Annotated in this window: 18 protein-coding genes and 1 tRNA gene; 8 read left to right on the forward strand and 11 right to left on the reverse strand. The window is 67.8% G+C overall.

Features of this window, described 5'->3' with window-relative positions; genetic code table 11:
* Positions 1-86 precede the first annotated feature (86 nt).
* Both G6N31_RS07420 and G6N31_RS07425 read left to right on the forward strand, forming a co-directional pair.
* Complete coding sequence (locus tag G6N31_RS07420; protein WP_098001439.1) at positions 87-521, forward strand: Zn-ribbon domain-containing OB-fold protein; 435 nt, start codon at positions 87-89, stop codon at positions 519-521.
* Complete coding sequence (locus G6N31_RS07425) at positions 518-1,726, forward strand: lipid-transfer protein (RefSeq protein ID WP_098001437.1); 1,209 nt, start codon at positions 518-520, stop codon at positions 1,724-1,726. The genes G6N31_RS07420 and G6N31_RS07425 overlap by 4 nt, the downstream gene beginning before the upstream one ends.
* Positions 1,727-1,782: 56 nt before the next feature.
* Here the strand turns inward: G6N31_RS07425 and G6N31_RS07430 are convergent, their stop codons facing one another.
* The gene (locus G6N31_RS07430; protein WP_244962256.1) at positions 1,783-2,901 is read right to left on the reverse strand and encodes a branched-chain amino acid ABC transporter substrate-binding protein; all 1,119 of its coding nucleotides are present in this window, start codon (positions 2,899-2,901) and stop codon (positions 1,783-1,785) included.
* 431 nt (positions 2,902-3,332) lie between these two features.
* Between G6N31_RS07430 and G6N31_RS07435 the strand changes: the two genes are divergently transcribed.
* The 4 genes from G6N31_RS07435 to G6N31_RS07450 are packed head-to-tail and all read left to right on the forward strand — an operon-like array spanning position 3,333 to position 7,391.
* Positions 3,333-4,619 carry a branched-chain amino acid ABC transporter permease gene (locus G6N31_RS07435; protein ID WP_098001433.1) on the forward strand — a complete coding sequence of 429 codons (1,287 nt, stop codon included), beginning with the start codon at positions 3,333-3,335 and terminating at the stop codon, positions 4,617-4,619.
* A gap of 9 nt (positions 4,620-4,628) precedes the next feature.
* Entirely contained in the window at positions 4,629-5,618 is a 990-nt protein-coding gene (locus tag G6N31_RS07440; protein WP_098001431.1) for a branched-chain amino acid ABC transporter permease, read from the forward strand.
* Positions 5,611-6,588, forward strand: coding sequence for an ABC transporter ATP-binding protein (locus tag G6N31_RS07445; protein WP_098001429.1), 978 nt, complete (start codon positions 5,611-5,613; stop codon positions 6,586-6,588). Before G6N31_RS07440 ends, G6N31_RS07445 begins: the two co-directional genes overlap by 8 nt.
* On the forward strand, positions 6,585-7,391 hold the full coding sequence (locus G6N31_RS07450) for an ABC transporter ATP-binding protein (protein WP_098001427.1): 807 nt from the start codon (positions 6,585-6,587) through the stop codon (positions 7,389-7,391). Before G6N31_RS07445 ends, G6N31_RS07450 begins: the two co-directional genes overlap by 4 nt.
* A 66-nt stretch (positions 7,392-7,457) precedes the next feature.
* Here G6N31_RS07450 and G6N31_RS07455 read toward each other — a convergent pair whose 3' ends face one another.
* Together G6N31_RS07455 and G6N31_RS07460 are read right to left on the reverse strand one after the other, a co-directional pair.
* Positions 7,458-8,792: an ABC transporter substrate-binding protein gene (locus G6N31_RS07455; protein ID WP_098001425.1), complete on the reverse strand. Its 1,335-nt coding sequence runs from the start codon at positions 8,790-8,792 to the stop codon at positions 7,458-7,460.
* Positions 8,793-8,919: 127 nt separating this feature from the next.
* On the reverse strand, positions 8,920-9,552 hold the full coding sequence (locus tag G6N31_RS07460) for a two-component system response regulator PdtaR (RefSeq protein ID WP_098001423.1): 633 nt from the start codon (positions 9,550-9,552) through the stop codon (positions 8,920-8,922).
* 70 nt (positions 9,553-9,622) lie between these two features.
* Between G6N31_RS07460 and G6N31_RS07465 the strand changes: the two genes are divergently transcribed.
* A tRNA-Leu gene (locus G6N31_RS07465) sits at positions 9,623-9,699 on the forward strand.
* A 10-nt stretch (positions 9,700-9,709) separates the two neighbouring features.
* Here G6N31_RS07465 and G6N31_RS07470 read toward each other — a convergent pair.
* The gene (locus tag G6N31_RS07470) at positions 9,710-10,030 is read right to left on the reverse strand and encodes a hypothetical protein (RefSeq protein ID WP_234815156.1); all 321 of its coding nucleotides are present in this window, start codon (positions 10,028-10,030) and stop codon (positions 9,710-9,712) included.
* A 217-nt stretch (positions 10,031-10,247) separates the two neighbouring features.
* Here G6N31_RS07470 and G6N31_RS07475 point away from each other — a divergent pair, with 217 nt between their 5' ends.
* Complete coding sequence (locus tag G6N31_RS07475; RefSeq protein ID WP_098001519.1) at positions 10,248-11,519, forward strand: adenylate/guanylate cyclase domain-containing protein; 1,272 nt, start codon at positions 10,248-10,250, stop codon at positions 11,517-11,519.
* Here G6N31_RS07475 and G6N31_RS07480 read toward each other — a convergent pair.
* From G6N31_RS07480 to G6N31_RS07510, 7 genes are read right to left on the reverse strand one after another with little or no spacing between them, the layout of a single operon-like run.
* The gene (locus G6N31_RS07480; RefSeq protein WP_098001421.1) at positions 11,494-11,991 is read right to left on the reverse strand and encodes a Dps family protein; all 498 of its coding nucleotides are present in this window, start codon (positions 11,989-11,991) and stop codon (positions 11,494-11,496) included. The genes G6N31_RS07475 and G6N31_RS07480 overlap by 26 nt on opposite strands.
* Before the next feature lie 39 nt (positions 11,992-12,030).
* The gene (locus tag G6N31_RS07485; protein WP_098001517.1) at positions 12,031-13,797 is read right to left on the reverse strand and encodes a DUF2339 domain-containing protein; all 1,767 of its coding nucleotides are present in this window, start codon (positions 13,795-13,797) and stop codon (positions 12,031-12,033) included.
* Positions 13,798-13,840: 43 nt separating this feature from the next.
* Entirely contained in the window at positions 13,841-14,527 is a 687-nt protein-coding gene (locus G6N31_RS07490) for a response regulator (RefSeq protein WP_098001419.1), read from the reverse strand.
* Positions 14,488-15,618 (reverse strand): MacS family sensor histidine kinase, encoded by a 1,131-nt coding sequence (gene macS, locus G6N31_RS07495; RefSeq protein ID WP_234815155.1) that lies wholly within the window; start codon positions 15,616-15,618, stop codon positions 14,488-14,490. Before macS ends, G6N31_RS07490 begins: the two co-directional genes overlap by 40 nt.
* Positions 15,615-16,367, reverse strand: coding sequence for an amino acid ABC transporter ATP-binding protein (locus tag G6N31_RS07500; RefSeq protein WP_098001513.1), 753 nt, complete (start codon positions 16,365-16,367; stop codon positions 15,615-15,617). Before G6N31_RS07500 ends, macS begins: the two co-directional genes overlap by 4 nt.
* 35 nt (positions 16,368-16,402) lie before the next feature.
* Entirely contained in the window at positions 16,403-17,314 is a 912-nt protein-coding gene (locus tag G6N31_RS07505) for an amino acid ABC transporter permease (protein ID WP_098001417.1), read from the reverse strand.
* A gap of 17 nt (positions 17,315-17,331) precedes the next feature.
* Positions 17,332-18,207, reverse strand: coding sequence for an ABC transporter substrate-binding protein (locus G6N31_RS07510; protein ID WP_098001415.1), 876 nt, complete (start codon positions 18,205-18,207; stop codon positions 17,332-17,334).
* Positions 18,208-18,427 lie beyond the last annotated feature (220 nt).

The following is an 18,427-nucleotide window of genomic DNA, read 5'->3' on the forward strand; positions in this document are numbered from 1 at the left end:
TCTGCTGTACGGCCGTGTAGGGGTGGCGTCTCCCGCCGACTGGAACACGTTTCAGTTGTCGCCGCGGCAGTGGGTACGCTGACCGCGTGTCAGCTTCCACTCAACCCGCGATCGACGGGTGGTTCGCCACGGACGGGTCCGGCAACCCGTACCTGATCGGCGGCAAGTGTCATCAGTGCGGCACCTACGTGTTCCCGCCGCGCGCCAACAACTGCCCCAACCCCGGCTGTGACGGCGACGACCTCGCGCAGGTCCCGCTGTCGCGGCGCGGGCGACTGTGGAGTTACACCGAGAACCGTTACGCGCCACCGCCTCCCTATCCGTCACCGGATCCGTTCGAGCCGTTCGCGGTGGCAGCAGTCGAACTGGCCGACGAGGGTCTGATCGTGCTCGGCAAGGTCGTCGACGGCACGCTAGCGGCCGACCTAAAGGTGGGCATGGAGATGGAATTGGCCACCATGCCGCTCTACGTCGACGACGAGGGTGTCGAGCGGATCGTCTACGCCTGGAGGACGGTATGAGTGCTGGAACTCCGGAACCGCTGTACATCCTCGGAGCGGGCATGCATCCGTGGGGTAAGTGGGGACGCGACTTCACCGAGTACGGGATCGTCGCGGCCCGCGCGGCACTGGCCGAAGCCGGGCTGGACTGGCAGCAGATCCAGCTGGTCGCGGGCGCGGACACCATCCGCAACGGCTATCCCGGTTTCGTCGCCGGCTCGACGTTCGCCCAGAAGCTGGGGTGGAACGGCGTCCCGGTCACGTCGAGCTACGCCGCGTGCGCCAGCGGGTCGCAGGCATTGCAGAGCGCCCGCGCCCAGATCCTGGCCGGATTCTGCGACGTCGCGCTTGTCATCGGCGCCGACACCACGCCGAAGGGTTTCTTCGCGCCGGTCGGCGGGGAGCGCAGGAACGACCCCGACTGGCAGCGGTTCCACCTGATCGGCGCCACCAACACCGTGTATTTCGCGCTGCTGGCCCGCCGCCGGATGGACCTCTACGGGGCCACCCTCGAAGACTTCGCTCAGGTCAAGGTGAAAAACGCCCGGCACGGCCTGGACAACCCCAACGCCCGCTACCGCAAGGCGGCCTCGGTCGACGACGTGCTGGCCAGCCCGGTGGTCTCCGATCCGCTGCGGCTGCTCGACATCTGCGCGACCTCCGACGGGGCCGCCGCGTTGATCGTGGCCAGCAAGTCGTTCGCCGAGAAACATCTCGGGTCGGTCGAGGGCGTGCCCTCGGTGCGCGCAGTCAGTCTGCAGACGCCGCGCTACCCGCAGCACCTGCCGGAACTGCCCGACATCGCGACGGATTCCACCGCGGTGGTGCCCGCGCCGGAGCGGGTGTTCAAGGATCAGATCCTCGACGCCGCCTACGCCGAAGCCGGCATCGGCCCCGAGGACCTGAGCCTGGCTGAGGTGTACGACCTGTCGACCGCGCTGGAGCTCGATTGGTACGAGCACCTCGGGCTGTGCGCGAAAGGGGAAGCCGAGCAGCTGCTGCGCAGCGGTGCGACGACGATCGGCGGCAAGATCCCGGTCAATCCGTCCGGCGGGCTGGCGTGCTTCGGCGAGGCGATCCCCGCTCAAGCCCTCGCGCAGGTCTGCGAGCTGAGCTGGCAGCTGCGCGGACAGGCGACGGGACGTCAGGTCGAGGGCGCCAAGGTCGGCATCACGGCCAATCAGGGGCTGTTCGGCCACGGCTCGTCGGTCGTCGTCGCCCGCTGACCCACGCAGGGCGAGCGGTTCCGGATCTGCGGCGAAATCCCGCGCGCGAGCCGGTGTCACCCGAACTCGTTGACCCACACCAGCGGGTCGACCAGTTCGCCCTCGTCGGTCCACTGGTAGGTGCGTTGCCATCCGGAGCCGCGGTAGGCCCGCACGAATTCCTGCAGAGCGGGCCGCGTCCGTGCCCCCGAGTCGATCCCGAGCAGCAGGACGGTGCCGAGGTCGTAGCCGGCGGCACTGAAAGGGCCCGGCGCTTCGTCGAACTGCTCGGTGTAGGCGGCAGTGAGATCACCGCCGAGCGGGTCCGCCGTTCGGCCGGGACCGGGCACACCCTGAGCGGTGAAAAATTTCGCGTCGTAACCGGCCCCGCGAAGCTGACCCACCAAGGTGGCGGCCCGGCTCTCGTCGCCGCCGAAGAACACTGCGTCGGGTGCGCTGTCGACGACGCGGTCGACGACGTCGGAGCGGCCCTCGGGGCTGTCGGCGACGGTCACGCTGCAGCCCGGATCCGCCGCCGGTCCCAGAGTTTCACGTACTGCTTGGATCCGCTCGGCGTCCTCGGCGACGCCGAGGACGCAGACACGTCCGGCGCCCACCGTGCTGCGGAGGTAGTTGGCCACCGCGACGCCCTGCGCGACATCGTCGGCCAGGCCGCGGAAGAACGTGCGCCATCCGCGTTCTGTCAACGCCGCCGCGGTGGCCGACGGGCTCAGCGCCACCATGCCCGCGGCCTCGAAAATCGATCCCATGGCCGAAACTGCGCCGGACCGGGCCGGCCCGACCACGCCGAGGGTGAACGCGTCATCGACCACCTGGCGCGCGGCCGAAGCCGCCGCGTCGTCTGAAACCGCTTCGGTGTCAAAAGGTTTGAGTTGGATCTGGCAACCACCGTGGGCGCTGTTGTGCCGGTCGACGGCGAGCTGGACGCCATTTCGGATCTCACGGCCCAGCGCGGCGTCCGGCCCGGCCAGCGGTACCGCGACCGCGATGGACAAGGGTGGACAGACGGCGGTTCCGTCGCCCGCCGGGTCGGCGGGGACCGATTCCGGCGGCGGGGCCCCCGCGACATCGCCGTTCCGATCGATGGCGACACTGTCGACGACAGGTGCCGCCGCGTCATCAGAACGCCCGTCCGAGTCCAGCACAGCGCACCCTGCGAGGGTCAGCAGAGCCACCGAGGTCAGCGCAGCGGTCCGCCCCGCTCTGCCACGCACATCGAACCTCCGGGCCGGTGGACTATCGGCTAAACATAGTCAACCGGAGCAGCAGCGGCCTTCCTCAGAACTCGAAGTCGCCGTGTTGGCTGCACTCCCGGTGCGTGTCGGGGGTCAGTTCGAGCATCGCCGCCACCGAAGCGACGATGAGCATGCCGAAGAACAGCAGCAGCAACGCCATGTCATCAGGGTGACACCGCGACCGCCTCGGCCAATAGGGCCAGCAGAGACAGCTTTCATCCATATTCCGCCAGTGCGCCCCCGCCGATCCCGAAACCCAACCGATACACACCGAACATCGAGAAGCGCGCCGGCAGCGATCGAAGCTTGTACAGTCCCGGAATCGGGAACACGCCCCCGGCGTGCGACCAAACCGCATCGGAGGTTCATCAGTGGCGTCGGGCTCCCTCGGGACGCGAATCGCGCTCCGCGCGCTGGTGCTGCTGTTTCTCCCCGTGCTGGCCGGCCTGCTCGGCGCCGCCCCCGCGGCAGCCGTCCAGGAGACGGCCACGGTGTCCGGTCGGCTGGTCAACGCCGGTGAACCCGTCGCCGACGCCCGGGTGCGGGCCCTCGATCCCGATGGCAGCGAGGTCGCCACCACCACATCCGGCGACGACGGACGGTGGTCGTTCGAGGTGCCGGTCGGGTCATACACGTTCGAGGTCGACCCCGAGACGCTGCCCGAAGGTGTCACCGTGCAGGGGTCGGTCGATCGTGAGGTCGAAGCCGGCCGCTTGAACACCGTGGTGTTCACCTTCGGCGAGGTCCGCACCTCGATGGAGACCCCGCTGTATCAGCAGGTCCTGGACCGAGCGATAGACGGCCTGCGGTTCGGCCTGGTCATCGCCGTCGCAGCGGTAGGGCTGAGCCTGATCTTCGGCACCACCGGACTGACGAACTTCGCACACGGAGAGTTGGTGACGCTCGGCGCGGTGACCGCCTGGATCTTCAACGTCACGCTGGGCATGGGCTTGTTGCCGGCGGCGCTGCTGGCCGTCGTCGTCGGCGTGGCGATCGGCTGGCTCAACAACACGGCGCTCTGGCGACCACTGCGCAAACGACGCATCGGTCTGATCCCGCAACTTGTGGTGTCGATCGGACTGGCCATCGTGCTGCGCTATCTGATCCTGATGCTGTTCTCCGACCGCACCCAGGCGTTCGAGGGCTACGCGGTGACCGCGCAACGCCAGTGGGGACCGATCGCGATCACCGACGTCAACATGATGACCATCGCGATCAGCCTCGTGGTGTTGGTCGCGGTCGCGCTGCTGCTCCAGAAGACCAAGATCGGAAAGGCCATGCGCGCGGTCGCCGACAACAAGGATCTGGCCGCGGCATCGGGGATCAACGTCGAACGTGTCATCACCTATGTGTGGTGTCTGGGCGGCGGCTTGGCTGCGCTCGGTGGGGTGCTGCTGGCGATGTCGGAGCTCGGCGGCCGGGTGCAGTGGGAGATGGGATTCAAGCTGCTGTTGCTGATGTTCGCCGGCATCACTCTGGGCGGGCTGGGCACCGCCTACGGGGCGCTGCTGGGCTGCCTGATCGTCGGCATGCTGGTGCAGTTGTCGACGCTGGTGGTCAACCCCGATTTGAAGTATGTCGGCGGCCTGCTCATCCTGATCTTCATACTCATCGTGCGCCCGCAGGGCATTCTCGGCTCGCGAGAAAGGATCGGGTGAGCGACGCCGATGGACCTTCTCAGCGCACTCCAGATCTCCTTCGCCCAGTTGATCGGGCCGTCCGCCATCTTCTATGCGCTGCTGGCGATCGGCCTGAACCTGCATTTCGGCTACACCGGTCTGCTGAACTTCGGCCAGATCGGCTTCGCCCTGCTGGGCGGCTACGGGGTCGGCATCATGACGGTCACCTACCAGCAGCCGCTGTGGGTCGGCGTGCTGGTGGGCCTTGCCGCGGCCGGCCTGCTGGCGGTGGTGCTGGGCATTCCGACCCTGCGTCTGCGCGCGGACTATCTGGCCATCGCGACCATCGCGGCCGCGGAAGTGCTGCGGTTGATCTTCCGGTCCACCGCCTCGGATCCTGTGACCGGATCCACCAACGGGCTCTACGGGTTCGCCGACCCGTTCACCCGGATCAGCCCGTTCGACTCCAGCAAGCAGTATTCGCTGCTCGGAATGAACTTCGTCGGCGACGACCTGTGGGCGATGGTGGTGGGATGGACGCTGGTGGCGGTGCTGTGTGGCTTCGTCTACCTGCTCATCCACAGCCCCTGGGGCCGGGTGCTCAAGGCGGTGCGCGAGGACGAGGACGCTGCCCGGGCGCTCGGGAAGAACGTGTTCGTCTACAAGCTGCAGGCCCTGGTGCTCGGCGGCATGATCGGCGGCATCGGCGGCATCTTCAACGCACTGCAGACCAAATCGATCCACCCGGACTTCTACTCGACGTCCCAGACGTTCTACGCGTTCGGCGCGCTGCTGCTCGGCGGCGCGGCCACCGTCTTCGGTCCGGTGGTCGGCGCGATGCTGTTCTGGTTTTTGTTGGCCGTCCCCGACGCCCTGCTGCGTCAGGCCATCGCGGGGCCGGATCCGATGCTGCCGTTGACCGACGCTCAGGTCGGCGCGACCCGCTTCGTCCTCGTCGGCATCCTGATCATCGTGTTGATGGTGTTCCGACCGCAGGGAATCATGGGTAGGAGGCGGGAGGTGGCCCTCGATGGTTGACCACGCCGACGCGACCGCCGCCCGGTTCGTGGGGGTGGCCGCCGAACCCGGGTCCGCCAAGCCGGATCCGATCATCGTGGTGGACAACATCTCCCGGGCCTTCGGTGGTCTGAAGGCCGTCGACGTGGCCCATCTCGAGATTCAGCGCGGTGCCATCACCGGCCTCATCGGGCCCAACGGCGCCGGCAAGACGACATTCTTCAACCTGCTCACCGGTTTCGAACGCGCCGACGGGGGGACCTGGTCGCTCGACGGGGCGAACATGTCGCGGCTGCACCCGCACCAGGTCGCTCGGCGCGGCGTGGTGCGCACGTTCCAACTGACCAAGGCGCTGGCCAAGATGTCGGTGCTGGACAACGTCAAGCTCGGCGCCACCCATCAGGCCGGTGAGCGGATCCTGAACTCCCTGCTGCATTTCCGGTGGCGCAAACAGGAGGCCGAGATCACCGAGCGGGCCCACGAGATGCTCGCCAGGTTCCGATTGGACGCCAAGGCCGATGATATGGCCGGATCGCTGTCCGGCGGCCAGCGCAAACTGCTGGAGATGGCCCGGGCGCTGATGACCGACCCGAAGGTCGTCATGCTCGACGAGCCGATGGCCGGGGTCAATCCGGCGCTGACCGAGAATCTGCTCGCCCACATCAGTTCCCTGCGGGATCAGGGCATGACCGTGGTGTTCGTCGAGCACGACATGGACGTGATCCGCGACATCAGCGACTGGGTGGTGGTGATGGCCCAGGGCTCGATCATCGCCGAGTCGCTTCCCGAGGCGTTGGGCGACAACACCGCGGTCGTCGATGCTTATCTCGGCAGCCACCACGATCAGGTGCTGGAGTTCGACGCCGACGGGAACCCGGTCGGCGCCACCGCCGTCCTCGCGGAGCAGATCGAGCAGGCGGTCGCCGAGACCATCGAAGCCGGCGGCGACCCGTCCCAAGCCGAGATCCCCGGGGGTCCGTCCCGACCATGACCGACTCCACCGAATCCGGCCTGTCGCCGGCCGAACTCGCCGCCACTCCGGCCGAGCACGACCGGATGGCCGAAGGGGCCCTGCTGCGCGCCGACCGGTTGGTCGCCGGTTATCTGCCCGAGGTCGACATCCTGCGCGGGTGCGACTTCTATCTGCGCAGCGGCGAGATCGTGGGCATCATCGGCCCCAACGGTGCCGGTAAGTCGACGTTGCTCAAGGCGCTGTTCGGCTTGATACCGATCCGCTCGGGCACGGTCACCCTGCGCGGGGCCGACATCACCTCCGCCCCGGCGCACGTACTGGTCACCAAAGGTGTGGGGTATGTCCCGCAGAACCAGAATGTTTTCCCGGCCTTGACCATCGAAGAGAACCTGGAGATGGGGATTTATCTGCGTCCCAAGAAGTTCCGGGAGCAATTCGACCTGGTCGCCGGGCTGTTCCCGTTACTGGCCGAACGCCGGCGGGTCAAGGCCGGGGCGCTGTCCGGCGGCGAACGACAGATGGTGGCGATGGGGCGGGCCCTGATGATGGAACCGTCGGTGCTGCTGCTCGACGAGCCGTCGGCGGGCCTGTCCCCCATGTTTCAGGACGAGGTGTTCATCCGCTGCAAGAAGATCAACGCCGCCGGCGTGTCGGTGATCATGGTCGAGCAGAACGCCCGGCGCTGCCTGCAGATCTGTGACCGCGGATATGTGCTCGACCAGGGCACCAACGCCTACACCGACACCGGACACCGACTGATGAACGATCCCAAGGTGATCGAGCTGTACCTGGGAACGTTGAGCGGTAAGCGTCAGAAGTAGCGGCCGACAACAGGATTCGGGCCGGGTAGCGGATGCCACCCGGCCCGAATTCGTGCCGTGGACCGATCAGCTCTGCACGACGATGAAGTCGTTGGTGATGATCTTGTTGTCCGGTCCGAACTCCAGGCTGCCGTACGAGCCCACCGACGGTTCGCCAGCCGGAGCGAACTCCAATTGACCGGTGACGCCGTCGTAGTCGATGTCCTCGCCGGCCCGGATCATGTCGCGGCACTGGGCGAACGACGTGCACTTGGCGCCGTCGCGGGTGACCGCGTTGATGTTGGCGGCGATGTCGACACCGGCGGTGGACTTGGCCTGCTCGGCGGCCAGCGCCGAGACCACTACGGCGTCGTACGCCTCACCGGCGTAGTTGAAGTCGACCAGACCCGGGTTCACCGCGGTCAGCCGGGCCTCGAACTCCGGGCCGACATCGGTCAGCGGAGTGGTGCCTTTCATCCCGGCCAGCAGGCCCGGAGCCACACCTTCGCCCAGCGCGTTGCCCATGTTGCCGTCGGTGCCGTAGACCAGCATGCCGTCCGACGGGCCGATGCCGACCTCGTGCATCCGGGTGATGATCTTGGCCGTCTCCTCGAATCCGATGACCGCGACCGCGTCGGGGTTGAACTCCCTGATCCGATCGACCTCGGCGTTAAAGGACTGTGCGTTCGGGTCGTAGACGATCTTGGTGATCTGGTCCTCGGCGATACCGGCTTCCTGCAGGTCTTCGACGGTGTTGGCCGCCAGACCGGTGCCGTAGGGATCGTTGAGCGCCAGGATCGCCACCCGCTGGGCACCGTCGCCGGTGATCAACTGGGCCAGCGCCTGGGCCTGCAGCACGTCGGTCGGGGCGGTCCGGAAGTACATGCCCTTGTCGGCGTAGCAGACGAACTGGTCGGAGGTGTTGGCCGGCGAGAACATCACCACGCCTGCGCTGGCGATCTTGTCGATCACCTTCAGCGACACCGCCGAGGACGCCGCACCGATGATCACGTCGGCTCCGCCGGCGAGGTGCCGGTCCACCGTGGTGTTGGCGGTGTCGGTGGTGGTGTCGCCGGAGTCCCCGGTGACCAGCTCGACCGGCGCGTCGAGCACGCCGCCGGCGTCGTTGATCTCGGTCACCGCGACCTGGACCCCGGCGACCTCGGGCGGTCCGAGGAAGGCCAGCGTGCCTGTCTCGGGCAGCAGGGTGCCGATCTTGAGTGGACTGGTGTCCGGGGTGGCTCCCGCGGTGGCCTGCGCGGGCTCGCAGTCGGTGGACACCACCTCGGCCTGGCTTCCGGTCGTGGCGTCGGTGGTGGCTTCGCTAGCGGTATCGCCGCTGTCCCCGGAGGAACAAGCAGTCAGGGCGAGCGCAGCCACGCCCGCCACGGCGACGACGTGACCGAGGGTTCGATTCTTCATCGAGAATGCTCCTTGAATTCACGGGCCAAGGGTGTACAAAGCGCACTCGACGCTAGTGCGAAGTCGGTACCGGCGACGACCGGGAGAGCCGTCGTGATCAATCTGTGATCTAACCGGGTGGGCCCGGTCAGGCGGGCGAATCGGCACTTCCCGAATCGCCGAGAGTCTCCACGATCACCTCGGCGACGCGCTTCATCGTGGTCCGCCGATCCATCGCGGCACGCTGGATCCACTTGAACGCCTCGGGCTCGGTCATCCCCTGTTTGGCCTGCAAAAGACCCTTGGCCCGTTCCACGAGCTTGCGGGTCTCCAGCCGGTCCGACAGCGAGGCGACCTCTTTCTCCAACTCGGCGATCTCGCCGAATCGGCTCATGGCCACCTCGATGGCCGGGATCAGATCGGTGACGCTGAACGGTTTGACCAGGTAGGCCATGGCTCCGGCATCGCGGGCGCGTTCGACGAGGTCGCGCTGGCTGAACGCGGTCAGGATCACGATCGGGGCGATCCGCTTGCTCGCGATCTCCGAGGCCGCGTCGATGCCGTCTCGCCGGGGCATCTTGACGTCCATGATCACCAGGTCCGGCCGCAGCGACTCCGCGAGGTCCACCGCTTCCTGGCCGTCACCGGCCTCGCCGACGATCTCGTAGCCCTCCTCGCGCAACATCTCCGCCAGGTCGAGCCGGATGAGCGCCTCGTCCTCGGCAACGAGAACGCGGCGCGGCGCGACGGCATCTGACGACGACTCGACTGAGGCTGACATGAGAAACATTGTGGCGGGCGCAGGTCAGATGAGCGACCGCGGGGCCATCCTTTATGGTGGGAGACCGCACGCCCTCGTATCCCAACTGGCAGAGGAAACGGATTCAAAACCCGTACAGTGTGAGTTCGAATCTCACCGAGGGCACCAGAACTGCCGCTCAGCCCTGCCAATCGCCCCCGCAGCCGCCCGGCGGTGCAAGCGGCGGAAACGCTGTGCCGTCGGGGATGATGCAGCGCACCGGCTGCCACAGCATCCCGACCGCGTAGGCATTCCACCGGGTGCCATCGGGAAAGGTCTTGCCCTCGCAGTAGCCCCCGTAGCCCGAGGCCGAAAGCACGCCTGGCGGATTACCCGGACACCATGACGGCGGCAACGGGAAATAGGGGTCAGGCGCGGCCCCAGCTACACCAGCACCCCCGACGACCGTCCACGTCAGCGCGGCAGCTGCGGCCACGACACTCATCCCCCTGACGTTCATAACGGCAGCTTAGAACGTCGCACCTTTCTACGTGGCCCGAAATGATCATGTCGAGAGGACCCTGAACCGCCACGCGAAACTGTTGCATCAGCAAACATATTGACGGGACGGCGCACCGGCGCCGGCGGATTACACGCCCACAGCGGGCGGGCACTGGCGATCCTGTCATTTCAGCAGGTGAAGCTGTATTCGGCGATAGCCTTGGCTCGTGCTCAACGTGCGGCCGGTGTGCGTACCCGAGGTGGTGCGCAGCCGGGTGGCGTCGCCGGAGCGGCACCGCTCCGCCAGCTCCGCGCGACGGCAGCGGGTGCTCACCATCGCGGGGTGGATCGCGGCGGTGGTGTCGGCGGCCTTCGGCGTCTTTCAGCTCACCCTCGGTGGCGGCCTGTGGTGGTTGGGCGTCGTCAATATCATCTGCGGCGCAGCGTTTCTCACGATCCCGCGGCTGTGTTCACTGGGTGAACTGATCGCACCGCTGACATTTGTCGGGTTCGCCTACGTCTCAGTGGGTTTCATCTGTTTCACAGTCGGCACCGGGTCAGGGCTGCAGTTCTACTTCCTGGTCTCCGCGGCGCTGGCGGTGTTGATCCTGGGCATCGAGCGCATCGCGCTGGCCTCGGCGATTGCCGCGCTCGGTGTCGCGATCTGCATCGTGCTGGAGCTGACGGTGCCCCACGACCGCGGGCTCGGCCCGTCGTGGACGTTGACCGCCGGGTTCTTGAGTTCGGTGGCCTCGTCGGCGGTGATGCTGGTGGCCACCATCTGGTACACGCTGCGCGAGATTCAGCGCGCGGAGCGTGCGATGGAGGCCGAATACGAGCGCTCCGAACAGCTTTTGGCCAATATCCTGCCCGAGACGATCGCCGAACGACTCAAAGAACCGTCGCGCGACGTGATCGCCGACAAGTACGACGACGCGTCGATTCTGTTCGCCGACATCGCCGGCTACACCGAGCGCGCCAGCAACACCACGCCCGCGGAGTTGGTGCGCTTTCTCGATCGCCTCTACACCGATCTGGACGCCCTGGTCGACCGGCACGGGCTGGAGAAGGTCAAAACCAGCGGGGACGCTTACATGGTGGTCAGCGGGGTGCCGATCCCGCGCGCTGACCACCTGGAGGCGCTGGCAGCGCTGGCTCTCGACATCGCCGACACCGTGGCCGCCATGAAAGACGCGCACGGACACGCGGTCCCGCTGCGCATCGGGATGGCAGCGGGACCGGTGGTCGCCGGTGTGGTGGGCGCGAAGAAGTTCTTCTACGACGTCTGGGGCGATGCGGTCAACGTCGCCTCCCGGATGGAGACCACCGACATCGCCGGCCGGATCCAGGTACCGGAGGACGTGTATCTCAGGCTGCGCCACGCCTTCGCGTTCGAGGAGCGCGGGCTCGTCGAGGTGAAGGGCAAAGGCGTGATGCACACGTGGTACCTGGTCGGCCATCGCGCCGGGATGGCGGTTTCTGCTATACCTTCCGGTTCTCCGACTTGACCAGCCAGGCGAGCTTCTCGAGGCCGTCGGTCAGCTCGTGGAGAATGTCGGCGGTCGCCGGATCCTCGGCGTCCACACCGTCGTGGACGTCGCGGAGGGTGTCGACCACCGCGTAGATGCGGGCCGTGATCAGATCCACGACATCGCCGGTGCTGCGTTCATAGGCCGGAAACTCCGGCAGCGTCGTGCTCGACGCGACGGTGTCGGACCGGCCGTCGGGGACACCGTCGAGGGCACGCATCCGCTCGGCGATGGTGTCGCTGCCGGTGCGCGCGAAATCTGCGACCTCGTCGAGTTGCAGATGCAGGTCGCGGAAGTTCGTTCCGACGACGTTCCAGTGGGCTTGCTTGCCCTGCAGATGCAACTCGATCAGATCCACGAGCACCCGCTGCAGTGCCGCATTCAGTTCCGGAGAGGCGTGAAAACCGGTGACTTCGGCGTCTGTCCTGCGCTTGTTGGCTGTTGTACCCATGTTCCTCACAACACCTTTCTAGATTGGACTGAGTCCAGTCTAGCAAGTGTTGTTGCTCACAGAGGGCTGATCCTGCCGGTCGAGCAGGCGGGCGTAGCCGGCGCCCATACCCAAAAGGATCAGTCCGACGACGATGAACACCGCGACGCGGAACATGCCGTCCAACGCACCGAGGTCGAACAGGAACAACTTGGCCACCGCGGCACCGACCAACCCCAGTCCGCCGCTGATCGGTACCGATCGCTCCGTCCGGTTCAGCCGCAGGGCGTAGCCGAACACCACTGCGGCCATCGCGATCCAGCAGATGGTGGCCACCATGTGGCCCGCGTAGAAGCCCCACCCGTCGGCGGCGATCAGCATCCCGGCCGTGACGCAGAACTGGGTGACCGCGTACCCGACGACGGCTGCGGTCGCCGCCCAGAGCGCGCCGTCACGACTGCTCGCCGTCCATGTCCAGGTGAGCGCCACCGCGGCCAGCAACGTGCTGGTCGCCAGAACCGACAGCCCGGTCGCGATGCCGACCGGCATCGGCGTCAACAGTGCGCCAATCGGCGCGGTGACCAGGGAGACGGCGCCGCCGGCGGCGGCGAGACCGACCGCGATCCCGCGGGCCACGTGGTCGCGGCGCGCCGCGACGACCACCAGCAGCGCCATCGCGAGCAGGATCGGCGCCGCCAGCGTGCCGTCGAACGCAGTGACGACGGCCACGAGCGCGGCCACTGCGGCACACACCGCGAAGACCTGCCGCGCCGGCCCGGCGACTCCGGGCAGGCGGTCAGCCAGCAGCACCACGGCCAGCAGCGTGGCCGACAGCGCCGCGACCAGCAGCGCGGCCAGCGCCTTGTCGACCGCCAGATCGACGCACAGCAGCGGTGTCACCCCGGCCGTGGTCAGCAACGCGAGCATTCCACGGTGGGCAGTGCTGGGCAGCAGCACCAGCGCGGTCACGATCGCCAGCGCCGCACCGAGCGCGCACGCACCCGCCAGCGCCAGATCCTCCTCGTTGCCGAAGTAGCGGACGACCAGCGCCGTGCCCAGGGGCAGCACGATGGCCGCGATGCGTGCGCTGTGCAACCAGATCCAGTCGCGCCCCAGCTGGACGGGAACCGACACCGCCGCCAGCGACAGCATGAACCCGATGAGCAGCAAGGTGACTCCGCCTGTCACGATCGGCGCGAGCACCAGCAGCGGCACGATGACCAACAACCCGAGTTGCTCGGAATGCCATCGGCGCGACAGCGTCAGCCCGCCACCGGCGATCACCACAGCGATGACCAATCCGACGGGGGCCGACACCCAGGAGTAGATCGTCGTCACGGCGATCACGTCGATGTAGGCCGCGGCCACCCCGGTGGCGACCAGTGCGACCGCGCCGACTCGCCCACCCGGCCTGCGGTCCAGCCACAGACCCGCCCCGACCAGCGCGGCCGCGAGCGCCGCCCCGGCCGCGACGCGGATCTCCGGGCGCAGAATTCCCGCCTGGGCCGCGAGCACGAGCAGCAGCGCCACGCCCATCAGCGTGACCCCGACGCCGGCCACCGCCAGCAGTTTGCCGATCCAGCCCTGCGACGGCGGCTCGACCGGACGCGCGGCGGCCGGGGCGGGCGGCGGATAGTGCCAGTACGGCACCGGCTCAGCGACTGCCGGCATCGCGACAGTCGGGGGCGGCACGGGCACCGGCGGGGGCCGGTGCGCCAACGCCAGGTTCAGTTGCTGCAGTTCAGCGGAAGCCCGCGCGAGCTGGCGGGACATCGCGGCGAATTCGGCGGAAAGCCGCGCGATGACGACGTGCTGCGGTTCGGTCATGGGTTCATCGTGCTCCGCGACCACGCCCAGGGGATGAGTACAACTACTCGTCGAAACCGTGTTCTATCGCGTAGCGGGCCAACTCGACTCGATTGCCGACCTGCAGCTTGCGGAAGGTCGCCTGAACATGGTTCTCCACGGTGCGGTGGCTCAACGACAGCCGCGCCGCGATCTGTTTGGCGGTCAGACCCTTGGCCACATGGCGCAGGATCTCGGTCTCGCGCTCGGTCAGACGCGGCACCGCCGGCCCGGTGGTGTCCCGCGCGATCCGGCGGTACTCGCCGAGGACCAGGCCCGCGAGCCCCGGGGTGAACACCGCCCTGCCCTGCGCCGTGGCCCGCACCGCATCGGCGAGCTCCTGGCGCGATGCGCTCTTGACCAGATAGCCGGTCGCACCGGCTTTCACCGCTTCCAGAACGTCGTCGCGCTCGTCGGAGGCGGACAGCACCAGGATGCGGCTGCCCGGGGATACCGCGAGTACCTCGGTCGTGGCCTGGGCCCCGTCGCCGTCGGACAGCCGCATGTCCATCACCACGACCGCGGGTGTGACGACCGCGGCCCGCCGCTTGGCCGCGGCGACCCCGTCGGCGGTGGCGACGACGTCGAAACCGTCGTCGGCGAGGTCGCGGGCCACCGCGTCGCGCCAGATCGGGTGGTCGTCGACGACCATGACGGTCACTGCCTGCTCGCTCACGTACTCCTCCCCTGCCGGGGCACGGTCAGCTCCCATTCCACCCCGGCACCCGGCGCGGTCGTCAGGCAGGCCTGCCCGCCGAGTGAGTTCACCCTGCCGACAATGGATTTCGCGATCCCGATGTGACCCTGCCGTTCCGCCTCGGCCAGCCGGCCGTCGGCCATCCCGATGCCGTCGTCGCGCACGCTGATCGTCACCGAGTCACCCAGGTCCTCGAGCAGCACGTAGGCCCTGGCCGCCGGACCGGCGTGGCGCGCGACATTGTCGAGGATGTTGGTCACCGCGGCCGCGAGTTCCTCGGCGACGGCGACATCGAGGAGTACCGGCTCGGCGGGCACGGCCACCGACACCCGGTCACCTGCACAGCCGCGCAGCATCGCCGCGAAGTCCGTCGTCGCGCCGTCGGAGCGGTGCTCCCCGGCGGCACTGACCAGGCGGCGCAGGGCGCGTTCCTGCTCTCCGGCGAGTTCGGCCAGTTGGGCGGTCTCGCCGCCGATTTCGCGGCCCCGCCGCGACACCAGGGCCAGCACCTGGATGGCCCCGTCGTGAACCTGCCGGGACAGCCGTTCCCGCTCCTCCAGCGACGCTGACAGCCGGGTCGCTCGCTCGAGGTCGCGGTGGGCCCTGCGGGCGGTCTGGGCGGCCATCCCGACCGCCAGTCCCACCGCCAACTCGACGACGATGGTGGCGTTGCCACCCAGGTCGATGTGCACGTAGCCCTTCAGCGCGGCGCCGACCGCCATCACGAGCAGCCCGGTGCCCATTCCGGCGACCGGGCCGAACAGGATCGCCGCCGAGATGGTGGCATTGGTCGCCCACAGGGTGGTGGGCAGGGACTGGTTGTCGAGCACCCACTGATCGGAGGCGATGACCTCGGTGCTGAGCATCAGCGCGACCACCACGACCACTTCGGCCACCACCCATCCGGGGCGCCGGCCGAAGCCCTGCAGATAAGCTGCCGCACAGGCGATGCTCCAGACGATCAGCACGCCGAAAAGCACCCAACCGGCCGGCGGATGCGCCAGATCGCCGTTGACGGCCACCTGGAACGTCAGGGCGTAGACACAACTGAGCAGACGGAACACCTGGGCGGCCCGCCACAGCGGCGCCGTCGGATCCGGCCTCACATCACCTTCGACAGAAACGCTTTCGTCCGTTCGTGTTGCGGGTCGGCCATCACCTCGCGCGGCCGGCCCTGCTCGACCACCACGCCGTCGTCCATGAACACCAGCTCGTCGGCGACCTCCCGGGCGAATCCCATCTCGTGGGTGACCACGATCATCGTCATCCCCTCAGCGGCAAGGCTCTTCATCACCCCGAGCACCTCGCCGACCAGTTCGGGATCCAGCGCCGAGGTGGGTTCGTCGAACAACATCAGCTTCGGCTCCATCGCCAGCGCCCGGGCGATCGCGACCCGTTGCTGCTGTCCCCCGGACAGCTGCAGCGGATAGGCGTTCGCCTTGTCGGCCAGGCCGACCTGCTCGAGCAGTTCCCGGCCGCGCTGCACCGCCCTGTCCTTGCTGGTGCCCTTCACCTGGATCGGCGCCTCGATGACATTGCCCAGCGCGGTCCGGTGCGGGAAGAGGTTGAAATGCTGGAACACCATGCCCACATCGCGGCGCTGCTTGGCGACCTCGCGCGGCTTCATCTCGTAGAGCCGACCGCCGCGCTCGTGGTAGCCGACGAGCTCCCCGTCGACATACAGGCGGCCGGCGGAGACGGTCTCCAGGTGGTTGATGCAGCGCAGAAATGTCGACTTACCCGAACCGGACGGCCCGACCAGAACCAGGACCTCGCCCTTCTGCACCTCGAGGTTGATCCCTTTGAGAACCTTCAACGCCCCGAAGTCCTTGCACACCATCTCGGCCCGCACCATCGGGTGAGCCGACCCCGCGGCGTCCGGCGGCGTGCTCACATCGACCCCGTACCGGCTTGCGCCTTGGCCAGCGCGGCGAGCTGCTTGTCGGTCAGCGTGCGCGACGCACCGCGGGAGAAGTGCTTCTCCAGGTAGTACTGGCCGACCATCAGCACGCTGGTGATGACCAGATACCACACCGCGGCGACCATCAGCAGCGGAACGGGCTCGAACCGGACGGCGCCGATGTTTCGGGTGACCATGTACAGCTCGAGGGTGAACGGCACCGCGGTGACCAGCGAAGTGGTCTTCAGCATGCTGATGACCTCGTTACCCGTGGGCGGGATGATCACCCGCATGGCCTGCGGGAGGACGGTCCGCCGCATCGCGAGTCCCCACGACATGCCCAGCGCGGTCGAGGCCTCCAGCTGCCCCTCGGGCACCGAGGTGATCCCGGCGCGGATGATCTCGGCCATGTAGGCGGCCTCGTTGAGGCCGAGCCCGACGATCGCCAGCAGGAACGGGATCGACAGGCTCTGCAGGTCGAGATGGAAGAACGTCGGGCCGAACGGCACCCCGAGCTGGATGTTCTGGTAGATCGTCGGGAATAGCCCCCAGAACACCAGCTGCACGTAGACCGGGGTGCCGCGGAAGATCCACAGGTAGACCCAGGACACCGACCGGAACACCGGGTTCGGCGACAGCCGCATCACGGCCAGCGTCACGCCCAGGATCACCGCGAGCACCATCGACAACACGGTCAGCTGGAGCGTGTACCAGATCGCGCTGGGAATCCGGTCGTCGAACAGGTACTGCCAGAACGTCGACCACCGATAGGCGTCGTTGGTCGCCGCCCCGTAGAGGAACAGGCCGAGCAGCACGACGATGACCGCAGCCGCGACCCAGCGCCACGGGTGCCGAAGCGGCACCGCGTCGATCGGCTGGGGCGGCGGATCGGCGGAACTCATCGCTGCCGCGGCCTCATTCAGTTGATCGCCCCGTTGATCACCGGCTTGTCGATCTGGCCTTCCTCCAGACCCCAGTTGGTGGCGATCTGCTCATAGGTGCCGTTGCCGATCAGGTGCTCGAGCGCGCGCAGCAGAGACTGCGCCAGCGACGACCCCTTGGCCACCGGCCAGCCGTAGGGGGCCGAGTCGAACAGCTCGCCGGCCTGCTCGAGCTTGCCGTTGCTCTGCTTGATCGCGTACTGCGTCACCGGCGAGTCCGCCGACATGGCGTCGGCCTGGCCGAGCACCACGGCGTTGGTCGCGGCGTCCTGCCCGTCGAACGGCACGATCTCGATCGGCGGCTGCCCGGCCTCGATGCACTTCTGGCTGCGGGCCGGCAACTCTTCGGTGGCCTGTGTGGTGTTCGACTGCACCGCAACCTTTTTCCCGCAGGCGTTCTCCGGGTCGATGCCGGCGTTGACCTGCTGCAGCCACAGCGAGCCCGCGGAGAAGTACGTGACGAAGTCGACGACTTCTTCCCGCTGCCGGGTGTCGGTGAACGACGACATCCCGACGTCGTAGGTGCCGCCCTCGATGGACGGGATGATCTTGTCGAAGTCAGCTTCCCGGTAGTCGGGCGTCAGGCCCAGCGTCGCGGCGATCGCGTTCATCAGGTCCACGTCGAAGCCGACCAGCTTGCCGTCAGGGTCCTTGAACTCGTTGGGCGGATACGGGATGTTGACGCCGACGACCAGCGTGCCGCTCTCCCGGATCTCGGCGGGCACGCTGTTGGCGATCTCCTCGACCCGCTCGGCGTTCGCGGCGGTCGTCTCGGTCGCGGGCCCGGACGACTCGGTGTTGCTCGAGCAGCCCGACAGCGCCAGCGCTCCGGCCACGACCGCCGCCGCGGCCATACGCCATGTCGAAACCCGGCGGTCTTGCCATGCACCCAGCACAGTTGCCTCCACTTTCTGTTTCGGGCCCCGCCCGGGGGTAGTCCTGCTCGCTTCACCTACCGCTTGGCCGGACACCTTACGGGCAGTTTCGCGTCATGGACGTTAACGACCGAGGGGCCGACATGCAGCGCCGGTAACGGAACATTAACGACCGGGTGGAGACATCACAGCCGTACCG

Source organism: Mycolicibacterium duvalii (genome assembly GCF_010726645.1).
Lineage (GTDB): Bacteria > Actinomycetota > Actinomycetes > Mycobacteriales > Mycobacteriaceae > Mycobacterium > Mycobacterium duvalii.

Bases quoted from the DNA above. Each gene is read 5' to 3' on its own strand.
- G6N31_RS07425 (WP_098001437.1), top strand. From the start codon at position 518: ATGAGTGCTGGAACTCCGGAACCGCTGTACATCCTCGGAGCGGGCATG.
- G6N31_RS07440 (WP_098001431.1), top strand. From the start codon at position 4,629: ATGGACCTTCTCAGCGCACTCCAGATCTCCTTCGCCCAGTTGATCGGG.
- G6N31_RS07445 (WP_098001429.1), top strand. From the start codon at position 5,611: ATGGTTGACCACGCCGACGCGACCGCCGCCCGGTTCGTGGGGGTGGCC.
- G6N31_RS07450 (WP_098001427.1), top strand. From the start codon at position 6,585: ATGACCGACTCCACCGAATCCGGCCTGTCGCCGGCCGAACTCGCCGCC.
- G6N31_RS07455 (WP_098001425.1), bottom strand. From the start codon at position 8,792: ATGAAGAATCGAACCCTCGGTCACGTCGTCGCCGTGGCGGGCGTGGCT.
- G6N31_RS07460 (WP_098001423.1), bottom strand. From the start codon at position 9,552: ATGTCAGCCTCAGTCGAGTCGTCGTCAGATGCCGTCGCGCCGCGCCGC.
- G6N31_RS07470 (WP_234815156.1), bottom strand. From the start codon at position 10,030: ATGAACGTCAGGGGGATGAGTGTCGTGGCCGCAGCTGCCGCGCTGACG.
- G6N31_RS07480 (WP_098001421.1), bottom strand. From the start codon at position 11,991: ATGGGTACAACAGCCAACAAGCGCAGGACAGACGCCGAAGTCACCGGT.
- G6N31_RS07485 (WP_098001517.1), bottom strand. From the start codon at position 13,797: ATGACCGAACCGCAGCACGTCGTCATCGCGCGGCTTTCCGCCGAATTC.
- G6N31_RS07490 (WP_098001419.1), bottom strand. From the start codon at position 14,527: ATGGGAGCTGACCGTGCCCCGGCAGGGGAGGAGTACGTGAGCGAGCAG.
- G6N31_RS07500 (WP_098001513.1), bottom strand. From the start codon at position 16,367: ATGGTGCGGGCCGAGATGGTGTGCAAGGACTTCGGGGCGTTGAAGGTT.
- G6N31_RS07505 (WP_098001417.1), bottom strand. From the start codon at position 17,314: ATGAGTTCCGCCGATCCGCCGCCCCAGCCGATCGACGCGGTGCCGCTT.
- G6N31_RS07510 (WP_098001415.1), bottom strand. From the start codon at position 18,207: ATGGCCGCGGCGGCGGTCGTGGCCGGAGCGCTGGCGCTGTCGGGCTGC.